This window comes from Pseudomonas sp. P2S-1 (assembly GCF_057197725.1).
Genome location: NZ_CM170068.1, coordinates 3,962,944 through 3,979,772, shown reverse-complemented (window position 1 = coordinate 3,979,772; position 16,829 = coordinate 3,962,944). Strand labels below are relative to the sequence as shown.

General features: G+C 58.2%; 12 protein-coding genes, 5 tRNA genes and 3 rRNA genes. 14 read left to right on the top strand and 6 right to left on the bottom strand.

Annotated features, from left to right (window positions below; genetic code table 11):
- Window positions 1-8 precede the first annotated feature (8 nt).
- From AC2CQI_RS17815 to hemJ, 4 genes are all read right to left on the bottom strand, one after another.
- On the bottom strand, window positions 9-347 hold the full coding sequence (locus AC2CQI_RS17815) for a histidine triad nucleotide-binding protein (RefSeq protein WP_075801576.1): 339 nt from the start codon (window positions 345-347) through the stop codon (window positions 9-11).
- 73 nt (window positions 348-420) lie between these two features.
- A complete protein-coding gene (locus AC2CQI_RS17810) occupies window positions 421-1,194 on the bottom strand; it encodes an SDR family NAD(P)-dependent oxidoreductase (protein WP_075801575.1) in 774 nt (257 codons plus the stop codon).
- Between the two features lie 48 nt (window positions 1,195-1,242).
- Window positions 1,243-2,199 carry an NAD(P)H-dependent flavin oxidoreductase gene (locus tag AC2CQI_RS17805; RefSeq protein ID WP_484577452.1) on the bottom strand — a complete coding sequence of 319 codons (957 nt, stop codon included), beginning with the start codon at window positions 2,197-2,199 and terminating at the stop codon, window positions 1,243-1,245.
- Window positions 2,200-2,228: 29 nt separating this feature from the next.
- Window positions 2,229-2,651, bottom strand: coding sequence for a protoporphyrinogen oxidase HemJ (gene hemJ, locus AC2CQI_RS17800; protein WP_484580633.1), 423 nt, complete (start codon window positions 2,649-2,651; stop codon window positions 2,229-2,231).
- Between the two features lie 141 nt (window positions 2,652-2,792).
- Here hemJ and argC point away from each other — a divergent pair, with 141 nt between their 5' ends.
- Both argC and erpA read left to right on the top strand, forming a co-directional pair.
- Window positions 2,793-3,827 (top strand): N-acetyl-gamma-glutamyl-phosphate reductase, encoded by a 1,035-nt coding sequence (argC, locus tag AC2CQI_RS17795; protein WP_075801572.1) that lies wholly within the window; start codon window positions 2,793-2,795, stop codon window positions 3,825-3,827.
- 144 nt (window positions 3,828-3,971) lie between these two features.
- A complete protein-coding gene (erpA, locus tag AC2CQI_RS17790; RefSeq protein WP_075801571.1) occupies window positions 3,972-4,322 on the top strand; it encodes an iron-sulfur cluster insertion protein ErpA in 351 nt (116 codons plus the stop codon).
- 74 nt (window positions 4,323-4,396) lie between these two features.
- Here erpA and AC2CQI_RS17785 read toward each other — a convergent pair whose 3' ends face one another.
- Both AC2CQI_RS17785 and AC2CQI_RS17780 read right to left on the bottom strand, forming a co-directional pair.
- Window positions 4,397-5,488, bottom strand: a complete 1,092-nt coding sequence (locus AC2CQI_RS17785; RefSeq protein WP_484577451.1) for an anhydro-N-acetylmuramic acid kinase — start codon at window positions 5,486-5,488, stop codon at window positions 4,397-4,399.
- A gap of 3 nt (window positions 5,489-5,491) precedes the next feature.
- Window positions 5,492-6,919 (bottom strand): peptidoglycan DD-metalloendopeptidase family protein, encoded by a 1,428-nt coding sequence (locus AC2CQI_RS17780; protein WP_075801569.1) that lies wholly within the window; start codon window positions 6,917-6,919, stop codon window positions 5,492-5,494.
- Window positions 6,920-7,129: 210 nt separating this feature from the next.
- On the opposite strand from AC2CQI_RS17780, the gene tyrS reads away from it, so the two are divergent.
- The 12 genes from tyrS (at window position 7,130) to AC2CQI_RS17720 (ending at window position 16,768) form a co-directional block, all read left to right on the top strand.
- On the top strand, window positions 7,130-8,329 hold the full coding sequence (gene tyrS, locus AC2CQI_RS17775) for a tyrosine--tRNA ligase (RefSeq protein ID WP_075801568.1): 1,200 nt from the start codon (window positions 7,130-7,132) through the stop codon (window positions 8,327-8,329).
- 570 nt (window positions 8,330-8,899) lie between these two features.
- Window positions 8,900-10,436 (top strand): 16S ribosomal RNA (locus tag AC2CQI_RS17770).
- Between the two features lie 77 nt (window positions 10,437-10,513).
- A tRNA-Ile gene (locus AC2CQI_RS17765) sits at window positions 10,514-10,590 on the top strand.
- Between the two features lie 26 nt (window positions 10,591-10,616).
- Window positions 10,617-10,692, top strand: a tRNA-Ala gene (locus AC2CQI_RS17760).
- Between the two features lie 232 nt (window positions 10,693-10,924).
- Window positions 10,925-13,815 (top strand): 23S ribosomal RNA (locus AC2CQI_RS17755).
- A gap of 134 nt (window positions 13,816-13,949) precedes the next feature.
- A 5S ribosomal RNA gene (rrf, locus tag AC2CQI_RS17750) occupies window positions 13,950-14,065 on the top strand.
- The 16S, 23S and 5S rRNA genes sit together here with 2 tRNA genes alongside, the layout of an rRNA operon.
- A 163-nt stretch (window positions 14,066-14,228) precedes the next feature.
- Window positions 14,229-15,185 (top strand): bifunctional biotin--[acetyl-CoA-carboxylase] ligase/biotin operon repressor BirA, encoded by a 957-nt coding sequence (birA, locus tag AC2CQI_RS17745; protein WP_075805201.1) that lies wholly within the window; start codon window positions 14,229-14,231, stop codon window positions 15,183-15,185.
- Window positions 15,175-15,921: a pantothenate kinase gene (locus tag AC2CQI_RS17740; RefSeq protein WP_484577450.1), complete on the top strand. Its 747-nt coding sequence runs from the start codon at window positions 15,175-15,177 to the stop codon at window positions 15,919-15,921. Before birA ends, AC2CQI_RS17740 begins: the two co-directional genes overlap by 11 nt.
- A gap of 7 nt (window positions 15,922-15,928) precedes the next feature.
- Window positions 15,929-16,336 (top strand): hypothetical protein, encoded by a 408-nt coding sequence (locus AC2CQI_RS17735; RefSeq protein ID WP_484577449.1) that lies wholly within the window; start codon window positions 15,929-15,931, stop codon window positions 16,334-16,336.
- A gap of 146 nt (window positions 16,337-16,482) precedes the next feature.
- Window positions 16,483-16,567: transfer RNA gene (locus AC2CQI_RS17730), tRNA-Tyr, on the top strand.
- Between the two features lie 23 nt (window positions 16,568-16,590).
- Window positions 16,591-16,664: transfer RNA gene (locus AC2CQI_RS17725), tRNA-Gly, on the top strand.
- 28 nt (window positions 16,665-16,692) lie between these two features.
- Window positions 16,693-16,768: transfer RNA gene (locus AC2CQI_RS17720), tRNA-Thr, on the top strand.
- Window positions 16,769-16,829: the final 61 nt, after the last annotated feature.

Genomic DNA, 16,829 nt, shown 5'->3' with positions numbered 1-16,829 from the left:
GCGCTGGATCAGCCCGGTGGCCAGTTCATCTGACGCTGCCCGAGCACGTGCATATGGATGTGGTACACGGTCTGGCCGCCCAGCTCGTTGCAGTTCATCACGACGCGGAAGCCGTCCTCGCAACCCAGTTCCTTGGCCAGGCGCTGGGCGGTGAACAGGATATGTCCGGCCAGGCCCTTGTCTTCCTCGGCGAGGTCGTTGAGGGTGCGGATCGGTTTTTTCGGGATGACCAGGAAATGTACCGGTGCCTGGGGGGCGATATCGTGGAACGCCAGAACCTGGTCGTCTTCGTAGATGATCTTCGCCGGGATTTCCCGGTTGATGATCTTGGTGAAAATAGTCTCCACAACGCTTGCTCCATGGTGGTGGTCGGGCCTGAGTGTACTCAGCCGGCACGCCGCCGCCCAGTGGCGATTCGATTCAGCGCGGGCAGTAGGCGCGGTTGATGGCGCCGGCCAGCTTGCGGCTGATCCAGCGGGTCAGCAGGCGCGGCGCGCGGGCCAGCCAGCGGTTGCGCCGGCCGGGGATGATGATCGCCCTGTTGCGGTCCAGGGCGCGGACCGTATAGAGCGCGACTTCTTCCGGGCTCAGGCAGCGCTTGCCCTTTTCCAGGCGCGGGATGCGCCGGTTGGCCGAGCGCACCGGGCCAGGGCAGAGTACCGAGACCTTGATGCCGGTCTGCTTGAGTTCTTCGCGCAGGCCTTCGGAGAAATGCAGGACGTAGGCCTTGCTCGCGGCATAGCTGCTCATCCACGGGCCCGGTGCGAAGGCGGCCAGCGAGGCGACATTGAGGATCTGCCCGCCGCCCTGCACCGCCATGGCATTGCCCAGAGCATGGCAGAGCCGGGTGAGGGCGAGGATGTTGACTTCGATAAGGTCCTGCTCGTCGCCCCACTCCTGGGCGAGGAAGTGTCCGTAGGAGCGGATCCCTGCGCAGTTCACCAGCAGGTCGATCTGCCGCTCGCCTTCTTCCAGTTCCAGCAGGAAGCCCGACAGGCGCAGCGGCTCGCCGAGGTCACAGGCGCGGAACAGGACTTCCACGCCGAAGCGCTGGGTCAGTTCGATGGCGACCGGCTCCAGCATTTCGCGCTGGCGTGCCACCAGGATCAGGTTGCGCCCCCGCCGTGCCAATGCTTCGGCCAGTGCCAGGCCCAGACCGCTGGAGGCACCGGTGATCATGGCGTAACGGGTCATGCGCGTCTCCAATGGCGGGGGCGTTCGAAAGGGCGCCTAGTCTACTGGTTAGCGGGGCCAGTGGCTGCCCAGTTGGCCGGCTTTTTTCAGGGCCTCGCGGTATTCCGCGTCGAGGCGTGCGATCAGTTGCTCCACCGGCAATTGCTGGTCGATGGCGCCCACGCCCTGGCCGGCCGACCACACGGTTTTCCAGGCCTTGGCTTCCTCGTGGATCGGCTTGAGCTGGATCTCGCCGCCCTTCGCCAGGCTGGCCAGGTCGTAGCCGGCCTTTTCCAGACTCTGGCGCATGAAGCTGGCGGGAACGCCGGAGACTACCGGGGTATGGACGATATCGGCTGCCTTGGCCTCCAGCAGCATGGTCTTGTATTCGGGGGCAGCCTGGCTTTCCAGGCTGGCGATGAAATGGGTGCCGAGATAGGCGAGGTCGGCGCCGAGCAGTTGCGCGGCGACAATCTCATGGCCGCGGTTGAGGCAGCCGGCGAGGAGTAGGGTCTTGTCGAAGAACTGGCGGATCTCGGCGACCAGGGCGAACGGGCTCCAGGTCCCGGCGTGGCCGCCGGCGCCGGCTGCTACCGCGATCAGACCATCGACCCCGGCCTGGGCAGCTTTCTCGGCATGCCGGCGGGTGGTGACATCATGGAACACCAGGCCACCGTAGCTGTGCACGGCGTCCACCACTTCCTTCACCGCGCCGAGGCTGGTGATCACCACCGGTACCTTGTGCTCGATGCAGACCGCCAGGTCGGCCTGGAGGCGTGGATTGCTCTGGTGAACGATCAGGTTCACCGCATAGGGCGCAGGATTGGCCAGATCGGCCAGGCCTGCCTCGATTTCCTCCAGCCAGGCCTTGAAGCCTGCGGTGTCACGCTGGTTCAGCGCGGGGAAACTGCCCATCACGCCATTGCGGCAACAGGCCAGGACCAGTTGCGGGTTCGAGATCAGGAACATCGGCGCTGCCACCACGGGCAGGCGCAAGCGTCGTTCAAGCAGTTCGGGCAATGACATGACGGATTCTCGCGTTGACGGGTTTACGATCAGAACGGTTTGACCACCACCAGAATTACGATGAGCAGCAGGAACAGCACCGGCACTTCGTTGAACCAGCGGAAGTAGGTATGGCTGCGGTTGTTCTCGCCGCGGGCGAAGCGTTTCACGTTGGCGCCGCACATGTGATGGTAGCCGGTGAGCAGGAAGACCAGGGTCAGCTTGGCGTGCAGCCAGCCCTGGCTCAGCCAGCCGGGGGTCAGGTAGAGCATCCAGATACCGAAGACGAACGCGGCGATCATCGCCGGGCCCATGATGAAGCGGTACAGCTTGCGCTCCATGATCACGAAGCGGTCGCGGCTGATCTGGTCCTCGCTGGCGGCGTGATAGACGAACAGGCGCGGGAGGTAGAAGAGGCCGGCAAACCAGCAGACAACGCTGACGATATGCAGGGCTTTGATCCAGAGATACAGCATGTTTTTAGTCCTTGGCGGTTCACGGTCGTCAGATAGTAGTGGTTAGGCGCCGCCACCGTCATCTCAACGGTTGTAGCTGTAACCACAGGCCCCTATCATCACTGGTTTTCCAGTCGGTTCGTTGATAGGGGGCAGTTAATGGTCAAGGTCGGTATCGTTGGCGGCACGGGTTACACCGGTGTCGAGTTGCTGCGTCTGCTGGCACAGCATCCTCAGGCTGAAGTCGCAGTCATCACTTCGCGCTCGGAAGCGGGCCTGCCTGTAGCCGACATGTACCCGAACCTGCGAGGCCACTACGACAACCTCGCCTTCAGCGTGCCGGACACCAAGACCCTGGCCGCCTGCGACGTGGTGTTCTTCGCCACCCCGCACGGCGTTGCCCACGCCCTGGCCGGCGAGTTGCTGGCTGCCGGCACCAAGGTCATCGACCTGTCCGCCGACTTCCGCCTGCAGGACGCCGATGAGTGGGCCAAGTGGTACGGCCAGCCGCACGGCGCTCCCGAGCTGCTGAAGGACGCGGTCTACGGCCTGCCGGAAGTCAATCGCGAGCAGATCCGCCAGGCGCGCCTGATCGCCGTGCCGGGTTGCTACCCGACTGCCACCCAGCTGGGCTTCCTGCCGCTGCTGGAAGCGGGTATCGCCGATAACTCGCGCCTGATCGCCGACTGCAAGTCCGGCGTCAGCGGTGCCGGCCGTGGTGCCAGCGTCGGTTCGCTGTTCTGCGAAGCGGGCGAGAGCATGAAGGCCTATGCCGTCAAAGGTCACCGTCACCTGCCGGAAATCCGCCAGGGCCTGCGCCGCGCCGCCGGTGGCGACGTCGGCCTGACCTTCGTGCCGCACCTGACCCCGATGATCCGTGGCATCCACTCGACGCTGTACGCGACCGTCGCCGACACCTCGGTCGACCTGCAGGCGCTGTTCGAGAAGCGCTATGCCAACGAGCCGTTCGTGGACGTTATGCCGGCTGGTAGTCACCCGGAAACCCGCAGCGTGCGTGGTGCCAACGTCTGCCGTATCGCCGTGCACCGTCCACAGGGCGGTGATCTGGTGGTGGTGCTGTCGGTTATCGACAACCTGGTGAAGGGCGCGTCCGGCCAGGCGGTACAGAACCTCAACATCCTCTTCGGCCTGGACGAGCGCCTGGGCCTGTCCCACGCCGGCCTGCTGCCGTAAGCACCGGCCTGTCAGGCTGCAAGCGGGACTTATACTTTCCGCTTGTAGCCTGATACCGCTTCTATAGTTGACCGATTTTCTCGGGGAAGCGGATAATGCGCGCCATCACGCACGATGGCGGTATAGCGCCGGGAGATATTCAGCATGAGCGTCGAATCCTTCACCCCTTCGGCCCTGCAGTTCACGCACAACGCCGCGCACAAGGTGAAGACCCTGGTTGACGAAGAGGGCAATGATCGCCTGAAGTTGCGGGTTTTCGTGACGGGCGGTGGCTGCTCGGGCTTCCAGTACGGCTTCACCTTCGATGAAGACATCGCGGAAGACGACACCATCGTCGAACGCGAAGGCGTCGCCCTGGTGGTCGATCCGATGAGCTACCAGTACCTGGCAGGAGCCGAAGTGGATTACCAGGAAGGCCTGGAAGGTTCGCGTTTCGTGATCAAGAACCCGAATGCCACGACCACTTGTGGTTGCGGTTCCTCGTTCTCGATCTGATTCGTCACACCTTTCTCGAGAAAGGGCTTTAAACAAAACGCCGCGCTTATGCGCGGCGTTCTGCTTTCTGCGGTTTATGCCGGGTAGATGGCGCCCAGCACCCGCAGGCCGCGGGCGCCGGTGACGCTGGGGCGATTGCCGGCGATGCCTTCGAGGCAGCAGTGTGCCAACCAGGCGAAGGCCATGGCTTCGACCCAGTCCGGATCGACGCCAAGCGCCATGGTGCTGCTGACCCGTGCGCCGGGCAGCAGGCTGGCCAGTCGCGCCATCAACGTGCCGTTGTGGGCGCCACCGCCGCAGACCAGCAGAACCTGTGTGTCTTCCTGGGCCTTCTTCAGCGAGTCGACGATACTCAGGGCGGTCAGTTCCAGCAGGGTGGCCTGGACATCCTCGTCGGCGCAGGCCGGCTGGGTGCTCAGGTGATGCTGCAGCCAGGGCAGGTTGAACAGTTCGCGCCCGGTGCTCTTGGGGCCGGTGCCGGCGAAGAACGGATCGCTGAGCAGACTGCCCAGCAGCGTCGGCAGCACCTTGCCGCTGGCGGCCCAGGCGCCATTGGCATCGTAGCCGCGGCCCTGCTTCTCATTGATCCATGCATCCAGCAGCACGTTGCCCGGGCCGCAGTCGAAGCCGGCGACCGGCTTGTCCTGCTCGATCAGGCTGAGATTGCTGAATCCGCCGACGTTAAGCACGGCGAGGCGCTCGCCCTCGGCGTTGAACAGCGCGTCATGGAAGGCCGGCACCAGCGGTGCGCCCTGGCCACCCGCAGCGACATCGCGACGGCGGAAATCACCGACCACGGTAATGCCCGTCAGCTCGGCAAGCAGGGCCGGGTTGCCAATCTGCACGGTGAAGCCGCGAGTGGGTTCGTGGCGGATGGTCTGGCCGTGGCTGCCGATGGCGCGGATGTGTTCAGGGCGAAGGCCCTGGGTGTCGAGCAACTGCTGGATACCCTGCGCCGCGAGGCGAACCCATTCGGCTTCCGCCAGGGCGGCCCGGGCGATCTCGTCCGGACCGCTGGCGCACAGGCCGAGCATGGCCAGGCGCAGCGCTTCGGGCATGGGAATGTAGTGGGAAGCGAGTAGAGAGACTCGCGGCTCGTTGTCGATCAAGGCGATGTCCAGCCCATCGAGGCTGGTACCGGACATCACACCCAGGTAAAGGGCCATGGGTCAGCGCTTGTTCGAGGCCAGCATGGTGGCCTTTTCCTGGTCCATGCGCGCAACCAGTGGCTGGCTGAGCTGCATGAAGCGCTGGCGTTCGGCCTTGGCGATCGGATCGGCCATTGGCAGTTTCTGGCCCAGCGGGTCGACGTGCACACCGTTGACCTGGAACTCGTAGTGCAGGTGCGGGCCGGTGGACAGGCCGGTGGTACCGATATAGCCGATGACCTGGCCTTGCTTGACGGTGCTGCCGGTCTTCACGCCCTTGGCGAAGCCCTGCATGTGCCCGTAGAGGGTCTGGTAGGTGCTGCCGTGCTGGATGATCACGGTGTTGCCGTAGCCACCGCGACGTCCGGCGAGCAGGACCTTGCCGTCACCGGCGGCCTTGATCGGCGTACCGCGTGGTGCCGCGTAGTCCACGCCCTTGTGTGCGCGGATCTTGTTCAGGATCGGGTGCTTGCGGCCGGCGGAGAAGCGCGAGCTGATGCGGGCGAAGTCCACCGGGGTACGGATGAACGCCTTGCGCATGCTGTTGCCGTCGGCGGTGTAGTAGCTGGTGCTGCCGGCCTTGTTGGTGTAGCGCACCGCGCTGTAGGTCTTGCCGCGGTTGGTGAAGCGTGCCGAGAGGATATTGCCGGTGCCGACCACCTTGCCGTCGACCATCTTCTGCTCGTAGATCACGTCGAATTCGTCACCCTGGCGGATGTCCTGGGCGAAGTCGATGTCGTAGCCGAAGATATTGGCCATGTCCATGGTCATGCTGTGGGACATGCCGGCGCGCTGGGCCGAGGCCGACAGCGAACTCTTGATCACGCCGTGCACGTAGGCGGAGCGGGTGACTGGCTTGGTCACTTCGCGGTTGAAGGCGTAGCCGCTGGCGGCCTTGGTCAGGCGGATGGTCTCCAGGTCGCTGACCTTGCTGTGCAGGCTGGCCAGTTGGCCGTCCTTGTCCAGTTCGATCTGCAGTACCTGGCCGTTCTTCAACTGGCTGAACTGTTTGGCCTGCTTGTTACTGGCCAGTACTTCGTGCACGGCACTGGCGGGCAGGCCGAGCTTGGCGAAGAGGGTGGACAGGGTATCGCCCTTGGCAACTACCACTTCGCGATGACCGGGCTGCTTGGCCGGCTCGGCTTCGGCGACTTCGGCTGCCTTCTCGGCAGGTTCGGTCTTGGCAGTGCCCTCGGACTGAGGTTCGGCGTTGTCGATCTGGGCGAATGGCGAAGCAGTGTTTTCTTCTGCTGCCAGTGGCTGTTCCGGTTCGGCCTTGAGCTGCTCGGCCGGGGTTTCCAGTTCGAGGTTGAGGGTGGTTCGTTTGGCTTCTACTTCGCTGGAAGGGAATACCAGCAAGGCCAGGCTGAGGAGGGCGGCAATGCCGCTCGCGGCCAACAGGTGGCTCTTCGGATAAAGCGGAGGCGCTTTAGTCGGTTCGTTGGTCATGGATGAAATAACTTTGAAAAGGATGAAAAGGAAAAGATGAATGACATGATGAAGATGAAATAACTGTATAAAATATAACCAAATCCCCTTCAAAGCAAGCGCGCAGACGTCATCAACCCGGTCATGGGTCACATCCGGCCCCGGATCTTGTAATTGATGGCTGATCTTGTATGGTTGGGGCCCTTTGAATCTGAGCCTGCGGGTCTGTGTATGAAGTCGGTTGAAGAGCAGCTAGCGCTGATCAAGCGTGGTGCGGAAGAGGTACTGGTCGAGTCCGAACTGGTCGAGAAACTCAAGCGTGGCCAGCCGCTGCGCATCAAGGCGGGTTTCGATCCGACCGCGCCTGACCTGCACCTGGGGCACACGGTGCTGATCAACAAGCTGCGTCAGTTCCAGGATCTGGGGCACCAGGTGATCTTCCTGATCGGTGACTTCACCGGCATGATCGGCGACCCGAGCGGCAAGAGCGCGACTCGTCCGCCGCTGACCCGCGAGCAGGTGCTGGATAACGCCGAGACCTATAAACAGCAGGTCTTCAAGATTCTCGACCCGGCCAAGACCGAGGTCGCTTTCAACTCCACCTGGATGGACAAGCTGACCCCGGCCGACTTCATTCGCCTGGCGTCGCAGTACACCGTGGCGCGCATGCTCGAGCGTGATGACTTCGACAAGCGCTACACCACCAACCAGCCGATCGCCATCCACGAGTTCCTCTACCCGCTGGTGCAGGGCTACGACTCGGTGGCGCTGAAGGCGGATGTCGAGCTGGGCGGTACCGACCAGAAGTTCAACCTGCTGATGGGGCGCGAGCTGCAGCGCAGCTATGGCCAGGAAGCGCAGAACATCGTGACCATGCCGCTGCTGGAAGGCCTGGATGGCGTGAAGAAGATGTCCAAGTCCCTGGGCAACTACGTCGGCATCCAAGAAGCACCGGGTGTGATGTACAGCAAGCTGGTGTCGATTCCTGACACGCTGATGTGGCGTTACTTCGAGCTGCTCAGCTTCCGCTCCATGGAAGAGATCGATGGCTTCCGCGCCGAGGTGGCTGCCGGTGCCAACCCCCGCGACATCAAGATCAAGCTGGCCGAGGAGATCGTTGCTCGCTTCCATGGTGAAGACGCAGCGGCCAATGCGCACCGTGCGGCCGGTAACCGTATGAAGGAAGGCGAGCTGCCGGAAGACCTGCCAGAGGTCGAGGTGGTTGCCGCGGAAGACATGCCGATCTCGGCGGTGCTGAACAAGGCGGGCCTGGTGAAGAACTCCGCAGCGGCGCGTGACCTGCTGGCGTCCGGTGGTGTTCGCGTCGACGGCGAAGTTGTCGATCGTGGCTTCGTCTTCGCTATTGGCAAGACTCACGTCTGCCAGGCAGGCAAGAAGGCCTTTGCGCGGATCACCCTGAAGGCTGAATAAGGAAGCCTTTTCCTTATATAGGTGTCAGTGCTGTTTCAGGCGTGTTTCAGGGCTGTTTTGAAAAAGTTTCAAATCAGCCCTTGACGCCCCGTTTTATCTCTCTATAATTCGCCCCACTTCCGGCGCAGTCGGAACGGAAAACTCCTTGAGATTCAATGAGTTAGATGTTCTGGAGAGTGTAGGAAGTGTTTCGGTCTTCTCCGAAAGCGGTTGAAAAAGGTGGTTGACAGCAGGTTGTAACGCTGTAGAATTCGCCTCCCGCTAACGAGAGATAGCAGCGAGTCAAGTGGTTGAAGTTGAAAGGCTTTTTTACAAGAGCATCTGAAAAACTTCAAAATAAACGCTTGACAGACTCTGAGGAAAGCGTAGAATGCGCGCCTCGGTTGAAGCGAAAGACTTCAACCACCGCTCTTTAACAACTGAATCAAGCAATTCGTGTGGGTGCTTGTGATAATGGACTGATAGTCAGAAAGATTATCAGCATCACAAGTGACTATGCGAGAAATCGAAATAGTTCATTTTGAGATTGCTGAGCCAAGTTTAGGGTTTTCTCAAAACCCAAGCAGTATTGAACTGAAGAGTTTGATCATGGCTCAGATTGAACGCTGGCGGCAGGCCTAACACATGCAAGTCGAGCGGATGAGAAGAGCTTGCTCTTCGAGTTAGCGGCGGACGGGTGAGTAATGCCTAGGAATCTGCCTGGTAGTGGGGGACAACGTTTCGAAAGGAACGCTAATACCGCATACGTCCTACGGGAGAAAGCAGGGGACCTTCGGGCCTTGCGCTATCAGATGAGCCTAGGTCGGATTAGCTAGTTGGTGAGGTAATGGCTCACCAAGGCTACGATCCGTAACTGGTCTGAGAGGATGATCAGTCACACTGGAACTGAGACACGGTCCAGACTCCTACGGGAGGCAGCAGTGGGGAATATTGGACAATGGGCGAAAGCCTGATCCAGCCATGCCGCGTGTGTGAAGAAGGTCTTCGGATTGTAAAGCACTTTAAGTTGGGAGGAAGGGCAGTAAGCGAATACCTTGCTGTTTTGACGTTACCGACAGAATAAGCACCGGCTAACTCTGTGCCAGCAGCCGCGGTAATACAGAGGGTGCAAGCGTTAATCGGAATTACTGGGCGTAAAGCGCGCGTAGGTGGTTCGTTAAGTTGAATGTGAAAGCCCCGGGCTCAACCTGGGAACTGCATCCAAAACTGGCGAGCTAGAGTAGGGCAGAGGGTGGTGGAATTTCCTGTGTAGCGGTGAAATGCGTAGATATAGGAAGGAACACCAGTGGCGAAGGCGACCACCTGGGCTCATACTGACACTGAGGTGCGAAAGCGTGGGGAGCAAACAGGATTAGATACCCTGGTAGTCCACGCCGTAAACGATGTCAACTAGCCGTTGGAATCCTTGAGATTTTAGTGGCGCAGCTAACGCATTAAGTTGACCGCCTGGGGAGTACGGCCGCAAGGTTAAAACTCAAATGAATTGACGGGGGCCCGCACAAGCGGTGGAGCATGTGGTTTAATTCGAAGCAACGCGAAGAACCTTACCAGGCCTTGACATGCAGAGAACTTTCCAGAGATGGATTGGTGCCTTCGGGAACTCTGACACAGGTGCTGCATGGCTGTCGTCAGCTCGTGTCGTGAGATGTTGGGTTAAGTCCCGTAACGAGCGCAACCCTTGTCCTTAGTTACCAGCACGTTATGGTGGGCACTCTAAGGAGACTGCCGGTGACAAACCGGAGGAAGGTGGGGATGACGTCAAGTCATCATGGCCCTTACGGCCTGGGCTACACACGTGCTACAATGGTCGGTACAGAGGGTTGCCAAGCCGCGAGGTGGAGCTAATCTCACAAAACCGATCGTAGTCCGGATCGCAGTCTGCAACTCGACTGCGTGAAGTCGGAATCGCTAGTAATCGCGAATCAGAATGTCGCGGTGAATACGTTCCCGGGCCTTGTACACACCGCCCGTCACACCATGGGAGTGGGTTGCACCAGAAGTAGCTAGTCTAACCTTCGGGAGGACGGTTACCACGGTGTGATTCATGACTGGGGTGAAGTCGTAACAAGGTAGCCGTAGGGGAACCTGCGGCTGGATCACCTCCTTAATCGACGACATCAGCCGTATCATGAGCTCCCACACGAATTGCTTGATTCATTGAAGAAGACGGAAAAGCAGCTTATTGGGTCTGTAGCTCAGTTGGTTAGAGCGCACCCCTGATAAGGGTGAGGTCGGCAGTTCGAATCTGCCCAGACCCACCAATTAAGTTACACGTTAGCCTCAGTCTGGGGCCATAGCTCAGCTGGGAGAGCGCCTGCCTTGCACGCAGGAGGTCAGCGGTTCGATCCCGCTTGGCTCCACCATAATCTGCTTGAAACGCCTGATTAAAGCTTAGAAATGAGCATTCGCATCGAATGTTGATTTCTAGTCTTTGTTGACTGGTCCGTTCTTTAAAAATTTGGGTATGTGATAGAAATAGACTGAACGACACTTTCACTGGTGTTGATTCAGGCTAAGGTAAAATTTGTGAGTTTTTGTCATGAATTTTCGGCGAATGTCGTCTTCACAGTATAACCAGATTGCTTGGGGTTATATGGTCAAGTGAAGAAGCGCATACGGTGGATGCCTTGGCAGTCAGAGGCGATGAAAGACGTGGTAGCCTGCGATAAGCTTTGGGGAGTCGGCAAACAGACTGTGATCCAGAGATCTCTGAATGGGGGAACCCACTCAGCACAAGCTGAGTATCTTGCACTGAATACATAGGTGCAAGAGGCGAACCAGGGGAACTGAAACATCTAAGTACCCTGAGGAAAAGAAATCAACCGAGATTCCCTTAGTAGTGGCGAGCGAACGGGGACTAGCCCTTAAGTTGATTTGAGATTAGTGGAAGGCTCTGGAAAGTGCCGCCATAGTGGGTGATAGCCCCGTACACGAAAATCTCTTGTCAATGAAATCGAGTAGGACGGAGCACGAGAAACTTTGTCTGAATATGGGGGGACCATCCTCCAAGGCTAAATACTACTGACTGACCGATAGTGAACCAGTACCGTGAGGGAAAGGCGAAAAGAACCCCGGAGAGGGGAGTGAAATAGAACCTGAAACCGTATGCGTACAAGCAGTGGGAGCCTACTTTGTTAGGTGACTGCGTACCTTTTGTATAATGGGTCAGCGACTTATATTCAGTGGCGAGCTTAACCGAATAGGGGAGGCGTAGCGAAAGCGAGTCTTAATAGGGCGTTTAGTCGCTGGGTATAGACCCGAAACCGGGCGATCTATCCATGGGCAGGTTGAAGGTTAGGTAACACTGACTGGAGGACCGAACCGACTACCGTTGAAAAGTTAGCGGATGACCTGTGGATCGGAGTGAAAGGCTAATCAAGCTCGGAGATAGCTGGTTCTCCTCGAAAGCTATTTAGGTAGCGCCTCATGTATCACTCCAGGGGGTAGAGCACTGTTTCGGCTAGGGGGTCATCCCGACTTACCAAACCGATGCAAACTCCGAATACCTGGAAGTGCCGAGCATGGGAGACACACGGCGGGTGCTAACGTCCGTCGTGAAAAGGGAAACAACCCAGACCGTCAGCTAAGGTCCCAAAGTCATGGTTAAGTGGGAAACGATGTGGGAAGGCTTAGACAGCTAGGAGGTTGGCTTAGAAGCAGCCACCCTTTAAAGAAAGCGTAATAGCTCACTAGTCGAGTCGGCCTGCGCGGAAGATGTAACGGGGCTCAAACCATGCACCGAAGCTACGGGTATCACTTAGGTGATGCGGTAGAGGAGCGTTCTGTAAGCCTGTGAAGGTGAGTTGAGAAGCTTGCTGGAGGTATCAGAAGTGCGAATGCTGACATGAGTAACGACAATGGGAGTGAAAAACTCCCACGCCGAAAGACCAAGGTTTCCTGCGCAACGTTAATCGACGCAGGGTTAGTCGGTCCCTAAGGCGAGGCTGAAAAGCGTAGTCGATGGAAAACAGGTTAATATTCCTGTACTTCCGGTTATTGCGATGGAGGGACGGAGAAGGCTAGGCCAGCTTGGCGTTGGTTGTCCAAGTTTAAGGTGGTAGGCTGGGATCTTAGGTAAATCCGGGATTTCAAGGCCGAGAGCTGATGACGAGTTGCCTTTAGGCGACGAAGTGGTTGATGCCATGCTTCCAAGAAAAGCTTCTAAGCTTCAGATAACCGGGAACCGTACCCCAAACCGACACAGGTGGTTGGGTAGAGAATACCAAGGCGCTTGAGAGAACTCGGGTGAAGGAACTAGGCAAAATGGCACCGTAACTTCGGGAGAAGGTGCGCCGGCGAGGGTGAAGGACTTGCTCCGTAAGCCCATGCCGGTCGAAGATACCAGGCCGCTGCGACTGTTTATTAAAAACACAGCACTCTGCAAACACGAAAGTGGACGTATAGGGTGTGACGCCTGCCCGGTGCCGGAAGGTTAATTGATGGGGTTAGCTAACGCGAAGCTCTTGATCGAAGCCCCGGTAAACGGCGGCCGTAACTATAACGGTCCTAAGGTAGCGAAATTCCTTGTCGGGTAAGTTCCGACCTGCACGAATGGCGTAACGATGGCGGCGCTGTCTCCACCCGAGACTCAGTGAAATTGAAATCGCTGTGAAGATGCAGTGTATCCGCGGCTAGACGGAAAGACCCCGTGAACCTTTACTATAGCTTTGCACTGGACTTTGAATTTGCTTGTGTAGGATAGGTGGGAGGCTTTGAAGCGTGGACGCCAGTTCGCGTGGAGCCATCCTTGAAATACCACCCTGGCAACTTTGAGGTTCTAACTCAGGTCCGTTATCCGGATCGAGGACAGTGTATGGTGGGTAGTTTGACTGGGGCGGTCTCCTCCTAAAGAGTAACGGAGGAGTACGAAGGTGCGCTCAGACCGGTCGGAAATCGGTCGTAGAGTATAAAGGCAAAAGCGCGCTTGACTGCGAGACAGACACGTCGAGCAGGTACGAAAGTAGGTCTTAGTGATCCGGTGGTTCTGTATGGAAGGGCCATCGCTCAACGGATAAAAGGTACTCCGGGGATAACAGGCTGATACCGCCCAAGAGTTCATATCGACGGCGGTGTTTGGCACCTCGATGTCGGCTCATCACATCCTGGGGCTGAAGCCGGTCCCAAGGGTATGGCTGTTCGCCATTTAAAGTGGTACGCGAGCTGGGTTTAGAACGTCGTGAGACAGTTCGGTCCCTATCTGCCGTGGACGTTTGAGATTTGAGAGGGGCTGCTCCTAGTACGAGAGGACCGGAGTGGACGAACCTCTGGTGTTCCGGTTGTCACGCCAGTGGCATTGCCGGGTAGCTATGTTCGGAAGAGATAACCGCTGAAAGCATCTAAGCGGGAAACTTGCCTCAAGATGAGATCTCACTGGAACCTTGAGTTCCCTGAAGGGCCGTCGAAGACTACGACGTTGATAGGTTGGGTGTGTAAGCGCTGTGAGGCGTTGAGCTAACCAATACTAATTGCCCGTGAGGCTTGACCATATAACACCCAAGCAATTTGTGCGTAAGCCGAATTGTGGTGGTGAAGACGCAATGAACCGAAAGTTCGTGCAAACCACAAATGTCACATACCCGATTTGCTGAAGCGTCGAAAGACGATTTGGCACACAGAATTTCTTGACGACCATAGAGCATTGGAACCACCTGATCCCATCCCGAACTCAGCAGTGAAACGATGCATCGCCGATGGTAGTGTGGAGCTTCTCCATGTGAGAGTAGGTCATCGTCAAGATTCAATTCCGAAACCCCTATCTGCGAATGCAGGTAGGGGTTTTGTCTTTTCGGTCGAAAATATGTTCGATCTTCGGCAAATCTCCAGCGTTCAGCCCTCTGTTTTCTATGCAATCACCACGGGCGTGGCTATCATGCCTGCCTCATTGTGTATCGAGATTGGCATGCTGAAGTTGTTAACGCTCCTCAAGGATGGTCGATTTCATTCTGGCGAGGCTCTGGGTGCAGTGCTTGGGGTAAGTCGCAGCGCGGTCTGGAAGCAATTGCAGCTCCTTGAGTCAGAGTTGAATCTGGCCGTGTACAAGGTGCGTGGCCGGGGCTACCGGCTGGCCGAGCCTTTGCTGCTGCTCGATGCGGAACAGATCGCTTCCCTGGCCGGGAAAGAACCATGGCCGGCGCTGGTTTACGATGAAATCGACTCGACTAATGCCGAGGCTCTGCGCCTTGTCGCTGCTGGCCAGGCTGCGCCATTCGTGGTGATGGCCGAGCGGCAGAGCGCTGGCCGTGGCCGTCGGGGTCGGGCCTGGTCGAGCCCGTTTGCACAGAATCTGTATTACAGCCTGCTTTTGCGGGTGGAAGGCGGGATGCGCCAGCTTGAGGGGCTTAGCCTGGTCGTTGGCCTCGCGGTGCGGCAGGCTCTGCGTTCTCTAGGCGTTGCTTCGGCTGGCCTCAAGTGGCCAAACGATGTGCTTGTGGATAACCGCAAGGTGGCAGGGATTCTACTGGAGCTGGTGGGGGATCCTGCGGATGTCTGTCATGTCGTTCTCGGTATTGGTATCAACGTGAATATGCAGAGCGCTGACATTGATCAGGCGTGGACCTCGCTGCGTCTTGAGAATGGCCAGATGGTCGATCGGAATCATCTGGCCGCGCTCTTGGGTGACAACCTGCGGACATACCTGGCTCGGCATCATCAGGGCGGTTTCTCTGCCCTGCAGGCCGAGTGGGAAGAAGCCCACCTCTGGCAAGGGCGTCGCGTGTCCCTTATAGCCGGTTCCAGCAGTATCGATGGGGTGGTATTGGGGGTTGATCGCCAGGGGGCGTTGCGTCTTGATGTGGGTGGCACTGAAAAGAGCTTCAGCGGTGGTGAGCTCAGCTTGAGGTTGCGTGATGATTCTTGAGCTCGATTGCGGAAACAGTTTTATCAAGTGGCGCATCATCCGGCGTTCGGACAAAGTCGTCATGGCCGGCGGTGTGGTCGACTCGGACAAGGCGTTGCTTTCGGCCGTTGAACGGGAAGGCTTGGCTCCCCGATTCTGCCGGCTGGTAAGCGTACGTACCGAGGACGAAACCAGCGCCCTGGTAGTGGCGCTGCAGAGCGCTTTCGCTCTTGAGGTAAAGAAGGCCGGGCCCGCGCAGGAGCTGGCCGGCGTTCGCAATGGCTACGAAAGTTACGAGCGCCTGGGTCTGGATCGCTGGCTGGCATTGCTGGGTGGGTATCACCTGGTGAAATCGGCCTGCGTGGTCATTGATCTCGGCACAGCGGTGACATCCGACTTCGTAAGTGCGAGCGGAGAGCACCTGGGCGGCTTCATCTGTCCGGGAATGCCGCTGATGCGCAACCAGCTTCGTACGCACACACGGAGAATTCGCTACGATGACCTGTCTGCCGAGCAAGCTCTGTCGAGTCTCGCACCCGGGCGTGCGACTGTAGAGGCGGTGGAACGGGGTTGCACGCTGATGTTGCAGGGTTTTGTGCTGACCCAGGTCGAACAGGCGCGAGCGCTTTGGGGTGAGGACTTCACCTTGTTCATTACCGGGGGCGACGCAGCCTTGGTGAGCCAGGTGGTGCCATCGGCTCGTGCCGTTCCCGATCTGGTATTCGTTGGGCTTGCCATCGCTTGTCCATTGGACTGAGGTGAATATGCGTTGGTTGTTTCTTCTGCTGCTGGTGCTGAATGTCTTCTATTACGTCTGGCATCAACAGGAGGCACCGCTCAAGGCCAAGGAGGTCGTTTCGCTGTCGTCGTACAAAGGCAGCCAGCAGGATATCCAGTTGCTGAGTGAGGCGCAGTCGGAGAAGGGCTGTCTTTATCTCGGCGGCCTTGCAACCCCCGAGGTGCTTGAATCATTGCGTCAGCGCCTGGTGACCCTGGATGTGTCTTCCAGGAAGGTGGTCGGCAAGCTGATGGATAGTCCTGGCTGGTGGCTGCAGGTCCGCCCGGAAAGCCGGCATTTGCTGGACGAAACCCTGGTCGAGAGTCTTTCCCGTGATTTCAATGACTTAAAGAGTAAAATAATGCAGTGCGAGGGTATTGCAACCGTCGAATAGTTTGCATAGAATGGCGCCCGCTTCACAGGGATAACCACTCGGTGGTGGAACTGCGAAGTGACTGTCAAAGTAGCTAACCTCAAGATTTTAAAGAGAAAAAGCTTGACAGTCGGACGGCAAGGATACAAAATGCCGACCACAGCTCAGGAGGGGTTCCCGAGCGGCCAAAGGGATCAGACTGTAAATCTGACGTCTACGACTTCGAAGGTTCGAATCCTTCCCCCTCCACCAGTTTAGCGAGAGCAGCTAGCTCCGCGGGTATAGTTTAGTGGTAGAACCTCAGCCTTCCAAGCTGATGATGCGGGTTCGATTCCCGCTACCCGCTCCAAGTTTGCTGCTGTTGCAAAATGTGTTTCGCTCTTGTAGCTCAGTTGGTAGAGCACACCCTTGGTAAGGGTGAGGTCAGCGGTTCAAATCCGCTCAAGAGCTCCATCTAACAAGGCGGATATGAAAATATCCGCCTTTGTTTTAATGGTTGGTATCGCAGCTTAAT